General features: G+C 44.1%; 17 protein-coding genes. 8 read left to right on the forward strand and 9 right to left on the reverse strand.

The features are described 5' to 3' along the window. The first annotated feature begins 142 nt into the window (after positions 1-142). Positions 143-652, forward strand: a complete 510-nt coding sequence (locus DYU05_RS04995; RefSeq protein WP_117381868.1) for a hypothetical protein — start codon at positions 143-145, stop codon at positions 650-652. Positions 653-931: 279 nt separating this feature from the next. On the opposite strand, the gene alaS is transcribed toward DYU05_RS04995, so the two are convergent. Next, the gene (gene alaS / locus DYU05_RS05000; RefSeq protein ID WP_117381869.1) at positions 932-3625 is read right to left on the reverse strand and encodes an alanine--tRNA ligase; all 2694 of its coding nucleotides are present in this window, start codon (positions 3623-3625) and stop codon (positions 932-934) included. Between the two features lie 106 nt (positions 3626-3731). Here alaS and DYU05_RS05005 point away from each other — a divergent pair, with 106 nt between their 5' ends. From DYU05_RS05005 to DYU05_RS05020, 4 genes are all read left to right on the forward strand, one after another. Beyond that, a complete protein-coding gene (locus tag DYU05_RS05005) occupies positions 3732-4274 on the forward strand; it encodes an AAA family ATPase (RefSeq protein WP_117381870.1) in 543 nt (180 codons plus the stop codon). A gap of 56 nt (positions 4275-4330) precedes the next feature. Then, on the forward strand, positions 4331-4666 hold the full coding sequence (locus DYU05_RS05010; RefSeq protein WP_117381871.1) for a MerR family transcriptional regulator: 336 nt from the start codon (positions 4331-4333) through the stop codon (positions 4664-4666). Positions 4667-4740: 74 nt separating this feature from the next. Then, on the forward strand, positions 4741-6822 hold the full coding sequence (locus tag DYU05_RS05015) for a ComEC/Rec2 family competence protein (RefSeq protein ID WP_117381872.1): 2082 nt from the start codon (positions 4741-4743) through the stop codon (positions 6820-6822). 61 nt (positions 6823-6883) lie between these two features. Beyond that, positions 6884-7531, forward strand: coding sequence for a DUF4412 domain-containing protein (locus DYU05_RS05020; protein WP_133300164.1), 648 nt, complete (start codon positions 6884-6886; stop codon positions 7529-7531). A gap of 78 nt (positions 7532-7609) precedes the next feature. Here the strand turns inward: DYU05_RS05020 and DYU05_RS05025 are convergent, their stop codons facing one another. From DYU05_RS05025 to DYU05_RS05045, 5 genes are all read right to left on the reverse strand, one after another. Continuing rightward, on the reverse strand, positions 7610-8215 hold the full coding sequence (locus tag DYU05_RS05025) for a hypothetical protein (protein WP_117381874.1): 606 nt from the start codon (positions 8213-8215) through the stop codon (positions 7610-7612). Positions 8216-8218: 3 nt separating this feature from the next. Then, positions 8219-9484, reverse strand: coding sequence for an adenosylmethionine--8-amino-7-oxononanoate transaminase (gene bioA, locus DYU05_RS05030; RefSeq protein ID WP_117381875.1), 1266 nt, complete (start codon positions 9482-9484; stop codon positions 8219-8221). Continuing rightward, entirely contained in the window at positions 9481-9930 is a 450-nt protein-coding gene (locus DYU05_RS05035; protein ID WP_117381876.1) for an NUDIX domain-containing protein, read from the reverse strand. Before DYU05_RS05035 ends, bioA begins: the two co-directional genes overlap by 4 nt. Then, positions 9920-10897, reverse strand: coding sequence for a cation diffusion facilitator family transporter (locus tag DYU05_RS05040; RefSeq protein ID WP_117381877.1), 978 nt, complete (start codon positions 10895-10897; stop codon positions 9920-9922). The genes DYU05_RS05035 and DYU05_RS05040 overlap by 11 nt, the downstream gene beginning before the upstream one ends. Positions 10898-11201: 304 nt before the next feature. Next, on the reverse strand, positions 11202-11657 hold the full coding sequence (locus DYU05_RS05045) for a DUF4268 domain-containing protein (protein WP_117381878.1): 456 nt from the start codon (positions 11655-11657) through the stop codon (positions 11202-11204). Positions 11658-11780: 123 nt separating this feature from the next. Here DYU05_RS05045 and DYU05_RS05050 point away from each other — a divergent pair, with 123 nt between their 5' ends. After that, entirely contained in the window at positions 11781-12680 is a 900-nt protein-coding gene (locus tag DYU05_RS05050) for an SMP-30/gluconolactonase/LRE family protein (protein ID WP_235853950.1), read from the forward strand. A gap of 282 nt (positions 12681-12962) precedes the next feature. Here DYU05_RS05050 and DYU05_RS05055 read toward each other — a convergent pair whose 3' ends face one another. Continuing rightward, the gene (locus tag DYU05_RS05055; RefSeq protein WP_117381880.1) at positions 12963-15536 is read right to left on the reverse strand and encodes a phosphoenolpyruvate carboxylase; all 2574 of its coding nucleotides are present in this window, start codon (positions 15534-15536) and stop codon (positions 12963-12965) included. A 198-nt stretch (positions 15537-15734) separates the two neighbouring features. Here DYU05_RS05055 and DYU05_RS05060 point away from each other — a divergent pair, with 198 nt between their 5' ends. Then, complete coding sequence (locus DYU05_RS05060; protein ID WP_117381881.1) at positions 15735-17885, forward strand: FUSC family protein; 2151 nt, start codon at positions 15735-15737, stop codon at positions 17883-17885. Between the two features lies 1 nt (position 17886). Here the strand turns inward: DYU05_RS05060 and DYU05_RS05065 are convergent, their stop codons facing one another. Further along, positions 17887-19227, reverse strand: coding sequence for a PhoH family protein (locus DYU05_RS05065; RefSeq protein ID WP_235853951.1), 1341 nt, complete (start codon positions 19225-19227; stop codon positions 17887-17889). 136 nt (positions 19228-19363) lie between these two features. Here DYU05_RS05065 and DYU05_RS05070 point away from each other — a divergent pair, with 136 nt between their 5' ends. Beyond that, positions 19364-22423 (forward strand): PAS domain-containing protein, encoded by a 3060-nt coding sequence (locus tag DYU05_RS05070; RefSeq protein WP_117381882.1) that lies wholly within the window; start codon positions 19364-19366, stop codon positions 22421-22423. A 49-nt stretch (positions 22424-22472) separates the two neighbouring features. On the opposite strand, the gene DYU05_RS05075 is transcribed toward DYU05_RS05070, so the two are convergent. Beyond that, on the reverse strand, positions 22473-23456 hold the full coding sequence (locus tag DYU05_RS05075) for a phytanoyl-CoA dioxygenase family protein (protein WP_235853952.1): 984 nt from the start codon (positions 23454-23456) through the stop codon (positions 22473-22475). Positions 23457-23564: the final 108 nt, after the last annotated feature.

Genomic DNA, 23564 nt, shown 5'->3' on the forward strand with positions numbered 1-23564 from the left:
CAAATATAGTAGTATTAGTTATTTTTTGAAGCTATTATTTAGAAAATATCCAGTATTCAGGTAGTCTATTATGCGGTGGTTGTGAGCATCTACAAACAAAACAATGCACAGCTTGTTCATGATGCTATAAATTCACACTACGATGAAAAAGACAATTTTACGAGCAAGTTTCTTATCAATTTTAGCCCTTGCACTCTTTACAAAAGCTAATGCCCAGGTAAGCGTTAACCTTAATGTTGGTTTATGGAACCCACCGGCAGAATACTCGGGCGTTGATTATTACTACGTACCAGACATTGAGAGCTACTACTATGTACCCAAACACCAGTACGTTTACCTAGACGGCGGCAATTGGGTGTGGCGCAATACGCCTCCTCCGCGTTATGGTTCATTCAACATAAATAACGGTTACAAGGTTGCGGTGAACCGCCCGCAGGCATACAGGTATTTCACCACCGACCGTGTAAAATATGCTAAATACAAAGGCAACAAAAAGCAGGTTATTGTACGCAACAATTACTACAACAACAATACCCGCGTTGTTAAAGTTAAGCACGACAACGGCAATCATAATGGCTGGGGTAATGGCCGCGGCAACGGTGGCGGTAAAGGCCATGGCGGCGGCAATGGCCACGGTCACGGCAAACACTAATAGGTTAGAAAGCAAAATAAAGAAGCCCGGCGTACGCTGGGCTTCTTTATTTTAAAGTGTTTCGGTTTGTTTCAAAACTAATAAGCCGGACACTGTTTCACCATAATTGTAAAAATCTATGTATATCTGATAACAATCTGACGGATTACTATTTAACTTAACTATCCTGAAGTTTTTATACTGTTTCGGTTTGTTTCGCTTAAAAAATTAAGTTATTGTAAAACAACCACTTACAAATTAAGTATGTTTCAGCTGTTTCACTCTAGCCGAAACAGTTGATCAGGATAAAAACGACTTGGCTTTTTCCAACGCACGTTCTAAACCTGTCGCGTCCTTACCACCAGCCGTTGCATAAAACGGTTGACCACCGCCGCCGCCTTGTATCTCCTTAGCCAATTCACGAACGATGGTTCCGGCATTCAGGCCCTTCTCTTTCACCAGGTTCTCGGCTATCATTACAGTAAGGCCGGGTTTGCCGTCGTTCTCGGTAGCCAGTACCAGGAACAAGTTAGGTACAATATCCTTTAGCTGGTAGGAGACATTTTTCACAGCATCGGCATTCGGCAGTTCTACCCTCTCGGCAATAAAGTTGACACCGTTTATTTCAGTTGCTTTCTTTGCAAGTTCGTCCTTCAGCCCCGATGATTTCTCCAGTACCGCTTTCTCTATTTCCTTTTTAAGGCGGTTGTTCTCCTCCAGTAAAGCCTCTATACTTTTGTTGATGTCTTTAGGATTTTTTAGCAGTTCCTTCACCCCCTGTACCAATTTAGTTTGCTCGTTGATGTAGTTTTCAGCAGCGACGCCGGTAATAGCTTCGATACGACGGACACCGGCAGCGACAGCGCTTTCTGCCACTATTTTAAAGTAGCCTATTTGCCCGGTGGCCTTTACGTGGGTGCCACCGCAAAGCTCCTTGCTAAAGTTATCATCGAAAGTGATAACGCGTACATACTCGCCATATTTTTCGCCAAATAGTGCAGTTACACCACTGGTGATAGCTTCCTGGTAAGCCACCATGCGCTCCTCTTTCAGTGGAATATTCTCGCGCACTTTTTGATTTACGATGGTTTCTATCTGCGCCAATTCCTCATCAGTAACTTTAGCAAAGTGCGAAAAGTCGAACCGCAGGTAATCACTATTTACCAGCGAGCCTTTTTGATTGACGTGGCTACCCAGTACCTGCTTCATGGCAGCGTGCAAAAGGTGCGTAGCAGTGTGGTTACCCTCGGTACTGTTGCGTTTCTGAGGGTCTACAATAGCAGTTAAAGCATCTTCCGGAGTAGATGGCAGTTTATCTGTGAAATGAACGATAAGCCCGTTCTCCTTTTTGGTGTCCGTTACATAGATGATATCGCCGTTAGGGAATATCAATTCGCCTTTATCACCTACCTGGCCGCCGCTTTCTGCATAAAACGGCGTTTTATCCAGCACAATCTGGTACTGCTCTTTGCCTTTAGCACTAACCTTACGGTATTTAATGATGTGTGCGATGGTTTCCGTCTCATCATACCCGGTGAACTCAACTGCTTCGTCTTCATCTTTGATCATAATCCAGTCGCCGGTGTCAATGGCGGTGGCAGCACGTGAACGCGTCTTTTGTTCTTGGAGAGCTGCGTTGAAGCCGTCAATGTCCACAGACCAACCCTTTTCACGGGCCATTAGTTCGGTAAGATCTATTGGGAAGCCGTAAGTGTCAGATAACTCAAAGGCATCTTTACCTTTTATGACATTTTTTCCAGCTTCATGATTAACAAAGTTGCCCCCATCTAAGATTGTTGTCCCCCCGTTGTAGATGGCTGTTATATTATTAAAAATCTCTATCCCTTTGGACAATGTTCGTAAGAACGCAACCTCCTCCTCCAAGATCACCTTCTGTACAAAATCCTTTTGAGCATACAATTCATCAAAAACACCTTTGAACTGCTCGGCCAATAACGGCACTAACTGATTAAAGAATGGCTCTTTAAAGCCTAATGTTTGATAGCTATAACGCACTGCACGGCGCAATATCCTGCGGATAACATAGCCCGCCTTATTGCTCGCCGGTAACTGACCATCTGCTATGGCAAAGCTTATTGCACGGATATGGTCTGAAAGCACGCGCATGGCTACAGCATCGTTCCAATCAGTATCACCTGGCTTGGCAACGCTGTTATAGGATTTTCCGCTTTTCGCCGCGATGAACTGTATCATCGGCTGGAAAACGTCGGTATCGTAGTTTGAGGTTTTACCCTGCATTACCCGTACCAAACGCTCAAATCCCATCCCGGTATCAACATGTTTGTTGGGCAGCGGCTGCAGTGAACTATCTTTCAAACGGTTGAACTGCATGAATACATTGTTCCATATTTCAATTACCTGATCATGGTCGGCATTTACCAGGGTTGCACCGTTTACCTGTGCACGCTCATTGTCCGGTCGACCATCGTAGTGTATTTCAGAGCAAGGGCCGCAGGGTCCTGTCTCCCCCATTTCCCAAAAGTTGTCTTTTTTGTTGCCCGGCAGTATATGTGCTTCATCAACATATTGCTTCCACAACTCGTAAGTTTCGGTATCAGTTTCTAAACCTTCTTTAGTGTCCCCCTCAAAATAAGTAACATAAAGGCGGTCTTTGGGCAGTTTGTAAACTTCAGTCAGCAATTCCCAGCTCCAGGTTATAGCCTCCTTTTTGAAATAGTCGCCAAAGCTCCAGTTACCCAGCATCTCAAACATGGTGTGGTGATAGGTATCAATCCCTACCTCTTCCAAATCGTTGTGCTTGCCGCTTACCCGAAGGCAGCGTTGGGTGTCAGTAACACGTGAAGATTTAGGTGCTGCTTCACCCAAAAATATATCCTTAAACTGGTTCATGCCCGCGTTGGTGAACATCAGTGTTGGGTCGTTTTTAACTACAATAGGCGCGCTTGGTACAACCAGGTGCCCCTTTGATGTAAAAAAATCAAGAAAAGCTTTACGTATTTCGGTAGCTGTCATAGGGTGCAAAGGTAAAAAATTGTGCCGAACCAAATTAATAGAATACAAAACCATTAAGCGTTTCTGCGAATGGTATTTGGTATGTTTGTTATTTTGATTTAACGCTATGAAAATTCAAATTATGGGTGCGTCCTGCGCAGGTTCTACCACCTTGGGGAGAGCGCTTTCAGAGCGGCTCGATATTCCTTATTTTGATACCGATGAATACTTTTGGGAAACGACCGAAGTACCTTATACTGTTAAACGCAATCCGGCAATCCGTAACCGGATGTTGCTAAATGACATGGCACAACATCAAAGCTGGATACTTGGCGGGAGTGTAATCAAGTGGGGAGATGTATTCTGGACGATGTTTGACCTTGTGGTCTTTTTGTACATTCCTGCTGATATACGAATAAAACGCTTAATCGCAAGGGAAGAAGAACGTTATGGTGATGCGATTTATAATGATCCGGTCAGGGCAAAACTATTCCGGGATTTTGTAGACTGGGCTGCAGAATACGACAATCCGGATTTCAGCGGACGAAATGTAAAAGCACACAGGGACTGGTTAACGGTAGCAAGCGGCAGGAAGATAGAAATTAGCGGAGACACAACAATCAACGAAAGAATAGATATGGTTGTACAAGAAATTAGCCGGCTAACATAGTTGATGTTTTGTACCCCGAAACTATTTACTTTGCTGCTAAACGTTTACTTTTGCATATGCCCTACAAAGAACGCGAGATCAGCAAAGTATACTATACCATGGGTGAGGTATCAACCATGTTTGATGTAAATCAATCGCTTATACGTTTTTACGAAAAGGAGTTTGACGTACTGCAGCCCAAGAAGAATAAAAAGGGCAACCGTTATTTTACAGCAGAAGATATAGAGAACTTCAAAATCATCTTCCACCTTCTCCGCGACAAAGGCTTTACCCTGCAAGGTGCAAAGGATCACTTAAAAACAAATATAACCGGCACACGAGAGAACCAGCGTGTGATCGACTCACTTGAAAACCTGAAAAAATTCCTGCTGGAAGTACGCGACGAGTTGTAAACTGTTGCAGTTAAAGCTATTTTGGTGCTTCAAAATAAAACCTTATTGCCTGCCTGTGCAACAGGGAGACCACTATGATAGCTGAGCACAAAGGCGAAATCCCTGTTGTTATATTATTACTGCCTTTTATAGGCGGCATAGCAACAGGCTTATATTGGCCGGGAGTAGATATGCTTGCTTTGGCGATTACAGCCGCTGTTTTATTTTCCATCTTTGTTTTTCTTAACCTCGGCTACAGCAAATTTTCCGTTTACAAGAGCAAATGGATTGGCGGGATGCTGATTTACCCTATACTATTCCTCGCTGGTTGGCTCATCAGCATCCACCATAACCAACTTCGCAGGGCAGATCATTTTAGCAAGCAGCAGGCGCAGTTCCTGGTGGTGTGTATTAACAGCGAGCCTGTTGTAAAGGGCGAGTGGACCAGGTTTACAGCAGAGGTATCGTCAACTATTAGTAACAATAAAGTTCGAAACAGCAGCGGCACCCTGCTAATCGCCATTAAAGATGAACTCGCCAGGAATCTTTTTTATGGCGAACAACTGCTTGTGCCGGCTAAATACACCATAATTGATCCGCCGTTTAATCCTGGTGAGTTTAACTATAAACAATACCTCGCGCACAAAAATGTGTACCATCAGGCTTACCTTTTTCCCAAGCATTACAAAATAACCGGGAGCGGCTTTGGTAACGGCCTCATAGCTGCAGCTTTAAACTCACGGCAGCAATTAGTTAAAAAGCTGTACAGTAATATGCATGATACCACAGCTATTGCTGTAGCATCCACGCTGATATTGGGCTACAAGGCCGACCTAAGCAATGATGTAATGCAGGCGTATTCCAAAACCGGCACTATACACATATTATCAGTATCTGGCGGACACGTGGCAATTTTGTATGTTGTATTAGCGTGGGCGCTATCATTTCTGAACGGTCACAAAAAAGGCAAGATCATAAGAGTTGTCGTGATAATATTGCTGATCTGGCTTTATGCACTGCTTACAGGATTATCGCCTGCGGTATGCCGCGCGGCTTTAATGATTTCGTTCTTAATCGTAGGCAAAACGGCGGGTAGATATGTAAATCCGCTTAACGTTCTGGCTTGTTCTGCATTTGCCTTGCTGCTTTACGATCCTTTTCTGATTACAGATGTAGGCTTCCAATTGTCCTACCTGGCCGTTGCCGGCCTTATTATTTTCGAACCGATCATCAATCAATTTGCATCGTCTAAAAACCGTGTAGCAGATTACCTATGGAAAGCCACATCGGTATCTACCGCAGCACAAGCAATTACTTTCCCTTTAAGCGCCTTTTATTTTCATCAATTGCCTGTTTACTTTCTTATCAGCAACCTTATAATTATGATACCTGTAACGGTTATCATGTATTCCGGACTTTTATTGCTGATGCTGCCGCAGATTCCTGTCGTCTCAAACTTGTTGGGCCTTATTCTCGAGAAGTCCATTTTAATTATGAACAAGCTGCTTGGCTTTATAGAACATCTTCCTTATGCCAGCATCAGCAAAATTTGGCTCACTAATACCGAACATCTTTTACTCTACCTAATAATTGTAACTTTCTTTTACTTGCTGTACAACAGGAGACGAAAGTGGTTGCTCGCAGCAGCATTATTTGCTACTCTTTTGTTTTCTATAAGTATCAGCATTAAGAAAATCAACTCGGACAGTACCCAATCCATAACTTTCCTTAACCTGAAAAAGCATAGCGGAATTGTATTTAAGAACGGCAACAATGGAGTTGTGCTGACTGATATAACCGATACGGATAAAGTATTTAAATATTCAATACAGCCGGGTTTGGATAGTAACCGAATCACCAATTATATCATATGTGGTTTCGATAAGAACTTGCAAAACGAGTACCTGCTAAAACGAGGTGGATTGGTACAGTTTAGAAATAAAAGATTGATGATCTTAAACCATAAGCCCCCTGCATGGTCTATCCCGTCGACATTGAGATTAGATTACATTTATATAAGAGAGAATGCTTCAGTTGATCTAAGGTCCCTAATAACCAAACAAGTGATTGTGGATGCCAGTAACTCAGATCGCTATATCTCAGTGCTTACTGCAAACCAGGTAAATTATCAATCCCTTAAACGTAACAAATCCATCATCATAAACTCTAACAGGTAATTATTTAAAAAATTTGCATAAGAGTTAAACACGCACTACATTGTATCATCAAATTAAAACTATGAAGATTAAACTTTTTACCGTTGCCATGGGCGCAGCCTTTATTGCAACAGCACTTAACGCTAACGCTCAAAAGGCTTACAAAGAAGGTGTTATTACCATGAACATGAATGCAATGGGACAGGCAATAGAAGCTAAAAGCTACTTCCGTACCGATTCATCTTCTGTGGCTTTCAACGCTGGGCCTGCTGATATCAAAGTACTTTCTGACAGCAAAGGCACTTACATGGCTATTTTGGTTGACGTTCCGGTAGCATCAATTAAAAAAGCAGCTATTGCTACACCTGCCGAAATTGAAGAACAGCGTTCTAAATTCCCGGTACTTACTTTTAAACCAGGTACAGAAACAAAGGTCATTAACGGCTTTAACTGTACAAAAGTTGTTGCTACTGATGCAAAAGCAGGCAAAACTTACGACATTTGGGTAACCAAGGACGTGTCAATCCCTGAGACATCAGCTACTAAATTATATGCTGGTGCAGGCGGCTTCCCTATTCAGTACACCACATTCCAAAACGGCCAGGCTTCTGAAGTAACTATCAAGAGCATTGTTGAGCAAAAAGTACCTGCCGGAACTTTCGGCATCCCTGCTGACTTTGAAAAGATCAGCATGGACGATCTGAAATCATTAGGTGGCGGCGGTAACTAATAAGTTATCACAAAAAACTTAAAAAAAAAAGAAGCCCGGATAACAAAATGTTACCCGGGCTTCTTTTTGTTGATTGCTTTAGTTTAATGAAGATGCCAGGTTGTTAACCCAACCATTAAACAATGCTGTTTCAAAGTCTACTGCCTTTTTTGCATGCAGCTCCCAATCAGGTGAAAAATGTTGAAGCTGGTTGATCATCTCCTCTAAATGGCCTTCTTCTTCAAGAATTATAGATTTTACATTCACCCTGCTCGATACATTATCTAGTGCCTCCTGATAAATAGGATAAAGTTCATCAGCACGAACTTCTATAGCATAGGTTACCAGCAGATATGCAGCAAAACGAAGCTCTTTTCCACTTAGCCCTAAACCGTATTTCAAATACCTGGAAACATCTATATCCAGCTGATTCAAGTAATACTTGCTAAATGCGGGAGCAAGCAGGTAATCACCTGTATAGGTCGGGCAATCCACGCCTGTTTTTTCTATTTGTTTCTTTAGGTAGAAAGCGTGGCGATGTTCCTCAGCTGCATGCTTAAGGATAATATATGTAACCGTTGCTGGATCTTCACTGGCAGATATTTTACGTGCGCCGGTGTTCTCCATCAGCGATAATGTATTTAGCCATTTGGCGTGTAAATTGTTGTCTGAAATTATTTTAGGTAGAATAGTACTTAGTTCCATGATCTATATCTCGTCGAGGGCATGCTCAATTTTGCTGTAAATATAGTTTAGCTCCTCGTTGGTTATGCAATATGGTGGTAAAATATAAACGATGTTACCCAATGGACGAAGAATTATACCTGCATCTAAAAAGTAGTGATATAGTTTATCCCGCAGGCTGCTGAAGTACGATGTATTGTTGCCCGTTTCCCATTCTATAGCGATTATTGTTCCCGTTTGACGAGTAGAACGAACTGAACGGTGCCCGTTTATTCTAACGGCAAAAGCTTGATGTGCGGCCACTATCCTGTCAATATTCTCTTGTACCGATGGATGCAGAAATAAGTCTAAACTGGCTAATGCAGCAGCGCAGGCAACCGGATTTGCGGTGTAAGAATGACCGTGAAAAAGCGTTTTTAGCTTATCGTCAGATAAGAAGGCGTTGTAGATATCCTGAGTGCAGGTAGTTAAACCGAAAGCCATTGTGCCACCGGTAAGCCCCTTTGAAAAGCACATAATATCAGGCTGCGTTTGCAGGTGGTCACAAGCAAAGTTTTTACCTGTTCGACCGAACCCCGTAAATACCTCATCAGCGATAAGCAAGATACCTTCTGCTTTGCAATGAGCGAGCAATTCGTCGAGATAAGCGGCCTCATACATTACCATACCTGCAGAGCCCTGTACCAGCGGTTCGAATATGAAAGAAGATATTTGTGATTTGATGCTTGTTATATATGCTTTAATATCTGCTAAATTAGATGCATCCGGCAAGTCAATAAACTCTACATCAAATAGTAAACTATCAAACGCTGCTGTAAAAGCGCTCCTTCCACTTACCGACATGGCGCCGAAAGTATCACCGTGATAGGCGTTTTTGAAGGCGACTATCTTCGTGCGTTGCTCTCCTTTGTTATGCCAATATTGCAGGCACATCTTTATGGCTACTTCTACAGCGGTAGAACCGTTATCGCTATAAAATGCTTTCTTTTGATTTGACGGAAGTATCGCCAATAACCTTTCGGCTAGTTCTACAGCACCCTGGTGAGTAAACCCCGCAAAGATTACATGTTCCAGCTTCATTAGCTGTTCGGCGACTTTTTGTGCAATGTACGGATGAGCGTGCCCATGGATGTTTACCCACCAACTGGATACCGCATCTATATACTTAGTTCCATCTTCTGCGTATACACAAGCACCTTCGCCCCTTACAATGCCTATTGGTGCGGCAGCGGTTTGCATCTGAGTATAAGGGTGCCATATAACCTGAAGGTCGCGTTCAGATAACGTCATGATTGTGCGTTTAGTAGTTTACCAACGTGCTGATCTGTAGGAAAAGTAAGGTGCTCTGGTAACAAGTCGGTCACCTTTACCCATCGGAACGATTGCAGCAGATCACCTTCTCCTTCGAAATCAAAAACCTTTGTTTTAATTGCGAATTTCGGCTCGGTGAGTGCCTTTACCATATAGTAAACACTAATAATCTGCGAATCATTGAAGGCCGACTTTATAAAAAAATCTGTTGTATAAAAGTGGCTCAGCACTTCTACTTCCAGGTCGCACTCTTCCATAAACTCCCGCTTTAAGCCATCCGGCAGGCCTTCGCCGTACTCCAGCCCGCCACCCGGGAATTTGGTAAATTGCATACCATACTCCTGCTCATCGCTGATAAGTACTTCGTTCTTACCGTTTATGAGCAAGCCATAAACGCGTACGTTAAAAAATTGCTTACTGTTCATAATGTTTCTTGTTACGCATCACTTTGTCCATTGTCCATTCAATTTCCTCGCGTTTTGGCTCAGACCGTATAGGGCAATTGGGCATACTGCAGTAATGACAGCAGTACGGCAGGCATGGGTCAGTATGTATAAAAAACTCTGTTGTGATACCAGCTTCCCTATTAACCATTTTATCTACAAGTTTTACTTCCTCGTGCACGCGATTAAGGTCAAAATAATTCGGAAGCGTTAGGTGACAGTCGATGTGCAGCTCGTTACCATACTTTTGAGCACGAAGGTTATGAATATCTATCCACTCGTCCCGGCGCTGTTCGCCGAGTACCTTTACCACATCGCTTACAATACCAAAATCCGTTTCGTCCATAAGGCCTGCTACGGATCGGCGTATGAGCTTATAACCTGTAAATAGTATATATAGCCCAACAGTAATGGATAACGCGCTATCCAGCCATAAAATACCTGTAAAGTAAATCAGCAGCAAACCTATAACCAGGCCGGTACTGGTTACCGTGTCGGTAAGCAAATGCCGGCCGTCGGCCTCTATGGTAATTGATGGCAATGCTTTACCCCTTCGGATCATATAATACCCAAGGCCGCCGTTTATAATTCCAGTAGCACCAATAATAATTGCACCGGTTAACAAGTCGTGAATTACCTCCGGATAGAAAAAGCTATAAGCCGATTTTAGGATAATAATTAGGCCGGCGATGCCAATAAGCGAACCTTCCAAAAACACAGAAAAGAACTCCACCTTACCATGCCCGTAGGGATGGTTCTCATCGCGGGGCAGCGCAGCCAGGTAAATGCTGTAGAAGGCAAACGCGCTGGCTACAACGTTTACGATGCTTTCCGCGGCATCGGTAAGTACAAAGTTAGAATTGGTGAGAAAGTATGCTGTAAATTTAAGCACCATCAGCAACGCGCCGGTGACAAGCGATATCAGGATAATCCGTTTGTGTTCTTTCAAGGCGATGCAATTGAGGCGACAAACTTAAACAAAATGCGCCCACTTTTTACAATGACTAACCAGCTATATTGTTTTAAAGTGTCCCGCTTTGAGAGCGGGACACCCGGGACACCTAAAAACTGCATCAAACTGTAATACAGTCAATTACATCAAACAAGCGGGACACCCCGGGACAGTACAAAAACTTTAATAATAATGGTATAAATTACTGTAAAACAGATTTATATACTTAGATTAAATGAATTCGATACAAATGGTGGGACAGTTAAAAACTAAGCCAGGCGGGACACCCTCAAACAAATTCCTACGCTTCAAACGCAGGTTTAGCATTACTCCAAAAATCGTCCAGGGCAATCATCCGGGGTTTAAAAAAGGAGATTAGTTTTGGCCAGTCTTCCTTCTGGTAAATACTTACCGACTGTATTTCTGTAAAGATGCGCGTCACGGTTCTGCCTGAGTCATCCGAGGTATGGAGCACCCAGTCCCACTCCTCTTCCAGCGTATTATGCAGCAACGTCCTGAAATTTTTCAGTTCCTCAAAATATAGCTCCTGCAACTCCGGGTCGGCGTGGTTTAGCTCTATCCCTACGCTTGCACGCTTGTTATCAGCATCCATTTTAAAAGCAATGTTGCGCACGCCTGTTTTATAATTTATCCAGTTGATGCGTAGCCCCTCTGCAGACAACACAGGCCTCATATACTGCCCAAAGGTTGTCCAAAACTCCTGCCTTAATTGTGATGCCTGTTCTTTGCTGTACATATTTTCCAGTCACTGCTCTTTCCGGCTTAAACATAAAAAGAAATCAGCTTTACCGACTAATTTTTTCAAGATGCACTCAAAAGATGCCAAAACTCTATTTTAGCAACATCTAACATGAAACCTATGAAGCAGTTCCCTTCGTTTTTAATAGCAGTTTGCTGCACGCTTTTTATAAGCAGTTACGCCAATGCGCAAAGCACCGTCCTGTACGACACCACCGCTAAGCCGGTAATGATATCCAACCAGTTCGCCTTTACAGAAGGGCCTGCAGTTGATAAAAAGGGCAATGTTTTTTTTACCGATCAGCCAAACAACAAGATTTGGAAGTATGACACAGATGGAAAGCTTTCAGTATTCATGGACAGCGCCGGGCGCGGAAATGGTACTTACTTCGATAAAAAAGGAAACCTTATAGTTTGTGCAGATGAACACAATCAGCTGTGGCAGGTAGCACCCAATGGCAAGGTGAAGGTGCTTATGGTTAATTACAAGGGTAAGCTGCTTAATGGTCCGAATGATCTTTGGGTGCACCCAAATGGCAATATCTACTTCACCGATCCGTATTACCAGCGCCCCTGGTGGACACGCACGCAGCCAGATCAGGATGGACAAAAGGTCTACTACTTACCAAAGGGCAAATCTGAAGCAATTATGGTAGATGCTGATTATAAGCGACCAAACGGCATTGTGGGTACGCCGGATGGTAAACTGCTTTACGTGGCAGACATAGGTGACAATAAGATTTATAAATACGCTGTCAACAAGGATGGCAGTCTCAGCGGTAAAGTGGTGTTTATTAATAAAGGTGCAGACGGTATGACGTTGGACGAACGCGGTAACTTGTACCTGGCGGGTAATGGCATCACGGTTTATAATCCTGAAGGGGTACAGATAGCCCATATTGACATTCCTGAGCCATGGAGCGCAAATGTTTGCTTCGGCGGTAAAAACAAAGATTTGCTCTTTATTACAGCCTCCAAAGCTATTTATACCCTAAAGATGAAGGTGAAGGGAGTTGAATAGTTTACTATTATCTAAACACTTTAACAAAGTGTTTAGAACTTGAGCATAGCTACCGCCCATAGTGCAAGATTAACGTTAGTGCCCTTACTTTCTTTTTTCCGCAAAAAAGAAAGTAACAAAGAAAAAACTCGCGGCTGCACAACGGTCTGTTAAAGTCACTGCTAAATCAGTACCTGTGCGCACCGCCCGTTCTGAGGCCGCATTTTAAGGTTCCCCGTTCGGTTCTTATGCTTTAACCTCAACACTTGAGCTGCTGACACAAGCTTACACAACACGTACTTCTTACGCCAAATTTCTTCCCGCGTTTACAATGCCGTATACCGTGCGGATGATCAATTTATTGTAGATGCTCGTAAGCTCTTCGTCATGCTCTTTGTTGAGGCATTGCAAAGCATAATGCTGTACAATTACCAGCGGCAAAACAATACGCTCACGCAAAGCTATCGAGTGGCGTTCCACAGGCGATTCTTCCATCAGCATAGTGGTGCCTGTTAGTTCTAATAGCAGGGCTTTTGTTAATTCAAATTCATCCTTCAAACCTTTCCAGAACGCACCGAACTTCTTGTCTTCAGCAAGATGCGCCGTAACTCTAAAGTCGGATTTAGACATAGACATCATGCAATTATCCAGCATGGTTTTAAAAAATCCGGAATTTTGGTATAGCTCGCAAACTTCTTTCCAGTGGCCTTCATCCTTCATCTTCTTAAGCGCAGTACCTACGCCATAAAAGCCCGGGATGCTCTGTTTAAGCTGGCTCCATGAGGTAACGAAGCTGATGGCACGTAAATCCTCCAGTTTAAGCTTTGCAGAAGCGTTCCGTTTCATTGGCCTGCTGCTGATGTTGGTTTGCGACAGGAGCTTTAGCGGACTAAACTTCTCCAGGTATTCCATAAACAGCGGGTGGTGGCGCATTGCCATAAACAGCTTATGGCTTTCTTCGGCCATATCGGCTATTAATGTCTTGTGTCGGTCATCCAGCAGGTCTTTATGGTTGGGGTGCAATGCAGATATGATGCCTGCGTTGATAAGCTGCTCGGTATTGAACCGTGCTGTTTCGATAGAGCCATATTGCGAACTTACCGTTTGCCCCTGTATGGTAAGCTGTATATTATTATTGGCTATCTCGCTGCCCATTGATGCATAAAAGCGATGGGTTTTGCCACCACCGCGTGCAGGTGGGCCTCCCCTGCCATCAAAAAACGCAAGGTTGATACCGTACTTACGCGCCATGGCTGTGAGCTCAATCTTGGCTTTGTATATAGACCAATTGGCCATTAAATAACCGCCATCTTTGGTACTGTCGCTAAAGCCAAGCATAATGGTTTGCTTGTTACCGCGGTTCTTAAGGTGTTTTTTATAGAAAGGGTGATTGTACAAGGTTTCCATCACCCCGCTGGCATGTTTAAGATCGTTCACGGTCTCAAACAGCGGCATAAAATCAATAGTTAACTTATCTTTTTTCCATCCGCTCCACAAGAAAAGGTCTATCAATTGCAGAATGTCTGTTGCTTGCTGGCAATTACTGATAATGAACCGCTGGCAGCCTTTTACGCCATTGCTCTTTTGTATCTGCTGCATCAGGCGGATTGTGTTCAGCGTGTCCTTGGTCATTTCATCCGCATCATCCGGGCAAACGAAGTCGGCTTCGGTAAAAGGCAGTACCTTTAGCTTAGCAGCCTCATCCATTTCGGCATACCCTTTTGGTACGCCTGTATATATTTTACGTGTGCCGTACTCAAATACACTGCGCAGTATGCGGCTATCCTGCCTTATGTCCAACGTAGCGAAGTAAGATCCAAAGAGTTTTACTTTTTGAATAAGGTTATCTACCACATCAACAAAAAGGCTGTCATGATCGGCAACCAGTGTTTGGCGTATGCTCACCAGCAGGTCCAGCATTTCGGGCTGTAGGTCCTTAGCGTTTTCCTGTGGATTGAACGCGTTATCATAAAGCATGGTTTCCAGCTTGCCGAGATTATCGCCAAAGCCGCGGAAGGTTATACGGCGCTTCAGGTTGCGGAAATCGCGGTAATAACAGCGAAAAATAATTTGCCTCAGGAGTGAAGAAACAGACTTGGTGGTCTCTGTGGTTACGTTGGGGTTGCCGTCGCGGTCGCCGCCCGGCCAAAAGCCCATCTCCAGTACCTGGTGGGCGTTATCTATCTCAAATTCTTCTTCCAGTTTGCTTTGTATGCCGGAGAGCGCGTGGTAAAAAATATTCTCCAGGAACCACACTAAACTAACCGCCTCATCTACCGGCGTTGGCGACGTTTTGTTAAAGAAAGGTGTTTTACCCAGCTGTTGTAATAATACGTTTATGCTGGGGATATCGTTTGTTTTCAGCGCCTCTATCAGGTCTGTCATGATCCCCAGCACGGTACCCGGGTAAAACTGGGTAGGATGCGCGGTAAGCACCAGGCGGAGTGAAAAATCGTTAAGCTGTTTGCTGATGTCACGCCTTGCCTGCTCGTTAGAGGTTGCCTGCTGAACCATGCTTTGCAGTGGGCCGGTATCATCAGACCGGCCGAGGGTACCAAACGATGAATCTTCAATGGCATCAAACAGTACTACCTGCCGCTCTATATATTGTATAAAACGAAACAGACGGTTTAGCTGCTCGCGGTGATCTATACCCGGCACATACTTCTCAAAAAATGACTCGATGATCTCCTTTGGCGAAAGCTGGCTTGCAGCGCCCTTTTCGCAATGCGCACTGAAGAACGGCAGCAAAATACCTATTTCCTTTACCTGGTAAAACGGCAGCGTTTGAAAGAGGCTGTTGTACAGGTCAAATCGGGTTACAACTTCGTGATTAAAGGTAGCTTCGCGCTGGCTGAGCCTTTGGGTTGATGGCATAACAAACAGTTTTGTAAATTACATAATCCAGTTACCCGGTATATGATGGCGTGAATTTAGGTATCTAAAACTAAATTATCTTAATATATGAATAATTAATAACAGATAACCCGTTTTAATGCAATAATGCTTATTACAACTCTTGCGCCTTTTATTTGTTTAAATTTGCAGTGTACTAAATTCATATAGATAAACTGCATGCAAAACCACAAGCGGGAGATAACGAGCTTTTTTTACAGCCAGTATTTTTCGGACGGATTACGTATCTCGGCAGGGATATTAATACCGTCGCTTGCGGCCATGCAATTTGGCGAATTTGACCTGGGCTTAACCCTCTCACTCGGTGCACTTTGTATTTGCGCTATTGACAGCCCGGGGCCTGTATTACACAAACGCAATGCCATGGCTGCCGGCAACCTCCTATTGTTTTTGGTGGCGCTTATTACCGGTTACGCCAGGCTTAATGTGTTCACACTGGGGCTAGAGATAACGTTACTCTCGTTTTTGTTCAGTATGCTGAATGTATATGGCAACAGGGCCGCGGCAGTAGGTACATCGTCCTTACTCATCATGATATTCATGATGGATAAGGCAATACCCCCGCCCCAACTCCCTGTATTTTGCCTGGAAATACTTGCAGGTGGTGTTTGGTATATGGTATTTAGCCTGGTGTTCTTCGGCATACGGCCTTACCGGGCTGCACAACAAACGCTTGGAGAAAACGTGGCGGACGTCGCACGTTTTCTGCGTATTAAAGCAGATTTTTACCTGCCTGACACCGACATTGATGAGAACTACAGGCGCCTTGTGCTTCAGCAAATATCGGTAAGTAACCACCAGGACGCGGTGCGCGAGATGCTCTTCCAAAGCAGGCTAATGGTTAAAGAATCTACAGGAGCCAGCAGGATACTGGTGCTGACCTTTAACGATCTGGTGGATATGTTTGAGCAGATTATGGCTACACACTATGATTACCAGCATATACGCGAGAAGTTTAAAGACACCGGCGTACTGGAAGAGATAGCCAGCTTTTTACATGTAGTGGCAGACGATCTGGACAATATTGGCTACGCTGTACTCACCAATACCCGGCCGCGAAAATTGAGCAGCCTGAACGAACGGTTGGAGCAATTAAAGATTAAGATAGATGCTGTAGGCGCTGATGACCGAGAGACCAGCAATCTTGTTCTAAAAAAGATCTTGATTAACCTGCGCGATGTCAGCAAAAGTATATCAAACATTTATAAATATTACCACTCTAAGGCTTCGGAACTGCTGATCAACAGCGACAAAGAGGTGGAGTATTCTAAATTTGTTACCCACCAGGATTTTGCACCACATATTTTCTGGGACAACTTCAGCCTTAGTTCCGCGACGTTCAAACACGCGTTGCGGGTAGCCCTGGTATGTTTAGTTGGCTTTGTAACTGCAAAAAATGTGTCTTTAGGCGGACATAGCTACTGGGTACTGCTTACCATTATTGTAATCCTGAAGCCGGGGTTCAGCCTGTCCAAACAACGCAATTACCAAAGGCTCATTGGCACCATAGCTGGCGGTGTTATTGGTATACTTATCCTGAACTTCATACCCAATACCACGGTCCAGTTCATCTTCTTTATTGTGTTTATGGTGGGTACTTACAGCTTTTTACGGCTAAACTACGTTGTAAGCGTTATTTTTATGACGCCTTATGTACTTATCCTATTCAAGTTTTTGGGTGTGGGGTTGATAGATGTTGCGCAGGAGCGTATTGTAGATACCGTTATAGGATCTACCATCGCCTTTCTCGCCAGCTACCTTATTTTTCCCACATGGGAGTTTCAACTGGTGCAGGAAAACCTTAAAGCGGTTATTAACGCGAATACCAACTATCTCCGTAAGGTTCGGGACAGCCTTAGCGGTGAAATGGTTGAACTTACCGAATATAAGCTGGCCCGTAAGGATGTATTTGTACACTCAGCCAACTTGTCGGCTACGTTCGAGCGGATGACCTCGGAGCCTAAAAGCAAGCAGATACATATAAAAGATATACACAAGTTTGTTGTGCTGAGCCATATCTTGGCATCTTATACCGCAAACATCGCATCGGCACTGATACGTACCGGCAGGCAAAAGCCGCATGCTGATATGTTAAAGCTTGTAAAAAGAAGTATTGCCGTACTAAAGGAAACAAGCAAAAAATTAAGCGGAGAAGAACCGGAGCCAACTATACAAAAACCTGCTCCGCCAAAATCAACGGAGGCGCCTGTACCGCTTTCCATAGACGATGAGCTAATGAAAGAACAACTTGGCTTTATCAACAAAATAGCCGTGGATATTTCTAAAGTGACAGAAAATATTCTTCGTTAACTTAAAGCAGCTCAGTTGCCAGGTTAGCCAGTTCGCTCCTCTCCCCTTTTTGCAGGGTAATATGCGCGTACAATGGATGGCCCTTAGCTTTGTCGATAAGGTAGGATAAGCCATTACTTTCCGCATCCAGGTACGGCGTATCTATCTGGTAAATGTCGCCTGTAAATACAAATTTGCTGTTTTCACCCGCACGGGAGATAATTGTCTTCACCTCATGTGGTGTAAGGTTCTGTGCCTCGTCTACAATAAAGAATATCTTGCTCAGCGTACGCCCGCGGATGAAGGCCAGCGGTGTAATGGATATCTTATCGTTGGTTACCAGTTCATCTATCTTGGCGCGCATCTTCTCGTCGTCGGCAAACTGGTCTTTAATAAACTTTAGGTTGTCCCATATCGGCGCCATATACGGGTCGATTTTTGATTTCACATCACCCGGTAAAAAGCCGATGTCTTTATTGCTCAGCGGCACTATGGGCCGGGTAACAAATATCTGACGATAGTACTTGCGTTGTTCCAGCGCGCTGGCTAAGGCAAGCAGCGTTTTCCCGGTACCGGCATTTCCCTGTATAGTTACCAGCTTTATATCCGGATGCAGCAGTGCATGTATCGCCAGCGCTTGCTCGGTATTACGCGGATGAATGTTGAGCACAGGCTGCTCTGTTACCTTTTCGACTTGCCTGGTAGTTGCGTTGTAAAAGCCGGTTGCGCCGTTACCGTTTTTGCTGTTGAGTATATAGAAGTGATTCCCCGCATTTGGTTTAATGCTGAATTCATCGGCCGGCAGGCTGTCGTTCTTGTTCAGCTTACCCAGCAGCTTTTCGGTTATTTTACTAAGTACGGTTTTGCCACTGTAAAGCTCATCAAGGTTTTTTACTTTGCCGGTTTCATAATCCTCGGCATGAATATTTAGGGCTTTCGCCTTTAGTCGCAGGCAAATATCCTTGGAAACAAGAATCACTTTTTTATCAGGGTGCTCAAATTGTACGCCCAGCGCCGCATTCAATATCCGGTGATCTATCTTTTCGGATCCAAAAACGGCTTCAGCATCAGCGCTGGCGTTCTTTACGTCCATTATCACCTTAAAACTGCCTTTGGTTTTTCCGTCGAGTGGAGTCCACTGGTTAATAAGCGAGTTTTGAGAGAACCTGTCCATCAGCCTGATAAAGCTGCGCGCTTCAAAGTTCCTGGTGTCGTTACCGCTCTTCATATTGTCCAGTTCTTCCAGCACCTGGATAGGTATAGCAACATCATGTTCCTGAAAGTTCTCAAAGGCATTATGATCGTACAATATTACTGATGTATCCAGTACGAATATCTTTTTCTTCCCATCCTTATTCATCATAAGCTAAAGTAGCTATTTTGATTTGAAACAAGCAGGCACTGCAACAAACACATTTTTTTTGCACCGGCAAACTTTTTATTAACCAGGTTGTATTGCTTTAGTATCCTTGCACTCTGAAGAAGCTATCTAACGTCTGATGCAGCCGAATTTTACTAACGACCTCAATCCGGAAGAACTTTTAATTTTTAGGAACTTACCGCAAAACATTCTTTTGCTATCTCCGGAATTGATAATTATAGAGGCAAGCGATGCTTACCTTTATACTGCGCACAAGACCAGAACAGATATGAGCGGACAGCATCTGTTTGATGTATTCCCCACCTATACACAATGGCTGCCCAACGTTGATCAGGGTATTGAACGATCTCTCCGAGAGGTAATAAGCACCGGTGAAGCACATGAGCTGCCTGTTACACGGTTTGACACACCGGAAACTGTGGGAGCCGCCAGCTTAAAAGAGCGTTACTGGAAAACAACCAATAAACCCGTTAAAGATGCCAACGGGAACCTTAAGTATATCATCCATCTTACAGAAGAGGTTACAGAGCAGGTGCTGCGTGAAAACAGATTGAAGGACGCGCTTGAAGACGAGCATAAGTCTGCAATAAAGGCAACGGTTCTAGCCGAGCAGATGGAGCGCCTTTTTCACGATATACCGGCTCAGATAGCAATTTTTCGCGGAGAGGATATGGTTTTTGATTATGTAAATCCTCAATATCAGCGGGAGCTGTTTCCGGGGAGAGACATACTAGGCCTGCCTTTACTGGCTGCTTTACCCGAACTGAACAATCAACCCATAATAGACGTTTTACATCAAGTTTACTCGATAGGTGAACCCCACATCGAAAATGAACTTTACGTACCATTGGCAGCTTATAAAGGCGGCAAACTGATAGACCATTATTTTAACAGTGTGTACCAGCCGCTCAGGAATGACAGGGGCGAAATAGATGCGCTGCTTAGCTTTAAATACGAAATTACAGAACATGTACTCGCCAGGAAAACCCTGGAGTTAAACGAGCAGAAGTTATCGGAAGCGAACGAACAACTCAAGGCTGCTTACGAGGAACTACAAGCAATCCACGAAGAGCTGCAGGCATCAAATGAGGAACTTACCTCAACCAACGAAGACCTGCAAAAAGCGCAGCACAGCTTACGAGAACTAAACACCCAGTTGGAAGACCGTGTTGCAGAACGTACAAAACAACTTGAAGAAAGCATAGAAGAGCAGCAAGGTTTAAATGAAGAAATAAGAGCCGCCAACGAAGAGATGCTTGCTGCCAATGAAGAATTAGCGGCAACCAATGAAGAACTTAATATAACACAGCAGCATCTGCGTGAAACATTAGCCGGTTTAACAGCGACCCAGCAACGGCTTAGCAATCTGGTTAACGATGCTACAATAGGTATTATACTGGTTACGGGAAAAGAGTTTAAGGTTGATGTGGTAAATAAAATTTACGGCAATCTTATTGGTCGGACAACCGAGGAACTGCAAGGCAAAGCGCTGTTTAGCATTATCCCGGAAGCCGAAGCAACCTTCCGCCCGATAATTGAACGCGTGCGCGATAGCGGCGAAACCCTTTACCTGTATGATCAGCCTTATTTTGTATATAACGACCACAGAACAATTGAAGGCTTTTTGAACCTGGCTTACCAACCCTATCATGAAACTGATGGTACAGTAACCGGTGTTATGGTGCTGTGCCAGGACGTAACTGAGCAGGTAGAAGCCAGGCGCAAACTTGAGCAAAGTGAAGAGCGGTTCCGTTTTATGCTGAACGCTATACCACAGCAGGTTTGGACCGCAAGGCCTGACGGCGCTCTTGATTATGTGAATGACGTAGTTGCGAACGATTTTGGTTTTGCGGGGCACGAAATTGTTGGCTATGGCTGGCAGCAGTTCATTCACCCGGACGATTTACCGGGATGTATGCACGCATGGCGCGCCGCACTTACCGCAGAAACTCCTTATCTAACTGAGTTTCGCTTAAAAATGAAGGATGGCAGCTACATTTGGCACCTGGCCAGGGCGGTACCATTCCGGGAAAACGGCGTAGTTACATTATGGCTAGGAACAAATACCAACATCGATCTGCAGAAAGCTAATGAGCATAAAAAGGATGAGTTTTTATCCATTGCAAGCCATGAGCTAAAAACGCCGCTAACCAGCATTAAAGCTTTTAATCAGCTAATGCAGCGCACAAAAGATCCCGAAAAGTTGAATGGATTTATTGGCAAATCGGCTGATCATATTTTCCGATTGGAAAAACTAATATCTGATTTGCTGGACGTAACCCGGATAAACGCCGGTAAAATGACCTACGAGTTGCAGCCATTCGATTTTACCCAAATGCTGTCCGACTCGATCGAGAGTGTGCAGTTAAAAGCAGATAACCACCAAATCATACTGGAAAGTGCAGATTCGCTTACCTACACCGGCGACAGGCTCAGGCTGGAACAGGTGATGAACAACTTTTTAACCAACGCCGTAAAATACTCACCAAACGGTGGTCGTATTCTTATTAACTCCAGGGTGCAGGACAATGGCGTGGTAGTATCCGTTGAAGACTTTGGTATCGGTATAGATGAAGAACACCTGGACAAACTTTTCGACCGTTATTACCGCGTAGATAACACCGCCATGCGTTTTGAGGGCCTTGGTTTGGGCCTGTTCATCTCCTCGGAAATATTAAAACGCCACCATGGCACCTTTTGGATAGAAAGCCGTCAAGGACAGGGCACCACCTTCTTCTTCCGCCTTCCTTTGCAGAATGACGAACCTGTAGAAATAATTGATCAGGATGATGTGTTTTACAAGGATAAAACCATTACCGTAACTTACAACGAAGCAGCCAAGCGGTTAGATGTAGACTGGACGGGATTCCAGGACCTGGAAAGCGTAAAGGCTGGCGGAATGCGTATGCTGCGCATGTTAAAACATAATAAAGTGAGCAGGGTACTTAATGATAATACTCATGTTATTGGTAATTGGTCTGAAGCATCTGACTGGGCGGCTCAGGAATGGTTCCCGATGATGGAGGCAGCCGGGCTAAGGTATTTTGCATGGATCTACTCGCCCAGCGCGTTTGCCAGGCTTGCTGCGGAAAAAAGCGCAGATGTGAGTATAGGCAATGTTACTGTACAATTCTTTACAGATTACTACGATGCCGAAAGGTGGATAAACGAAGTATAACTAAAGGGAAGCGTTATTCCTTCCCTTTAGTTGTTTTACATATCGGCATTTACCACTTGCGTACGCCCAGCAATTTCTCCCCAAGTTCGGTAAGCTCAGCTACAGGGTTTTTCTTTTCGCGTTCAAGCGGATCGCCGGGGAACGCATAACCCTGCATAGCTTCGCGGCTTTTCCAGCTATTTATACGCCAGTTAACAAGGTCCTCGTCATCCTCTTGAGCTGGCATCATAGCAATATACTGTGCAATACGCACTTTATTACCGCTTGTATTTGCACGTATGCCGTGTGGCAGCAAGCTGTTAAAAATCAACAGATCACCAGCCTCTAGTTTAACCTTCACCAATTCAAAACCAGTAGTATCGGGTTTGTAATGGTCGCGGTCCGCAGGTTGTGTAAGCTTCCAGGTGTCGTACGTGCGGTATAATTCGGGTATGCACTGAAAGCCCCCCATAGCTTCGTCAGTCTGGTCGGCCAGTGCCAATACACCTTGCACGTTCTGAGGCTTTGTTTCCGGATCATAATCCCAGTGGATAAAGCCTTTATACTCAAACCCTGGCCGCAGTGGGAAATTAAGATTGGCACGATCTATCGTAACCCAAAGCTTTTCTGTGCCCCATACATCAGCAAAGGCCTGATGAACTTTAGGTGTTTGGCGGTTGTCCCACATGAGTTGATGATTATATATCTCAACCATGCCCGTATTATTTAGTTCAGCCATCTGCATTTGTGCGTTTGGCCGTTTATACCAGGTGTTAATATCATTGGCATCTTTATCTTCATATTCCCATATATAAGCGGCAAGCTTTTCTGCCTGTTCGCGCGGTACGGCGCTCTTTATAATTACGTAACCGTTTTCTATCCAAAATTTCCAGTCTTCTTCACTCATTACTTGCAGTGATTTTCCCGAACTCCGGTCATTAAGCTTAAGCGTGCTTGATTTTGCAGTAGACGGATTGCCGGGTATTTCCTTATGGGCATTTTTCGGTCCGGCGGCCATTGTCATTGTCTCCATTGTTTTTTGCTCAGTCATCATGTTTAATGTGGTTTATATTACAAATGTAAAACTGGTCTTACCCTTCAATATTCTTTACAATGACAGAAACTTGCTCTGTATTGACCAATATTCTATCTTTAACTAGAG

Origin of the sequence: Mucilaginibacter terrenus (genome assembly GCF_003432065.1) — a bacterium.
GTDB classification, from domain to species: Bacteria; Bacteroidota; Bacteroidia; order Sphingobacteriales; family Sphingobacteriaceae; genus Mucilaginibacter; species Mucilaginibacter terrenus.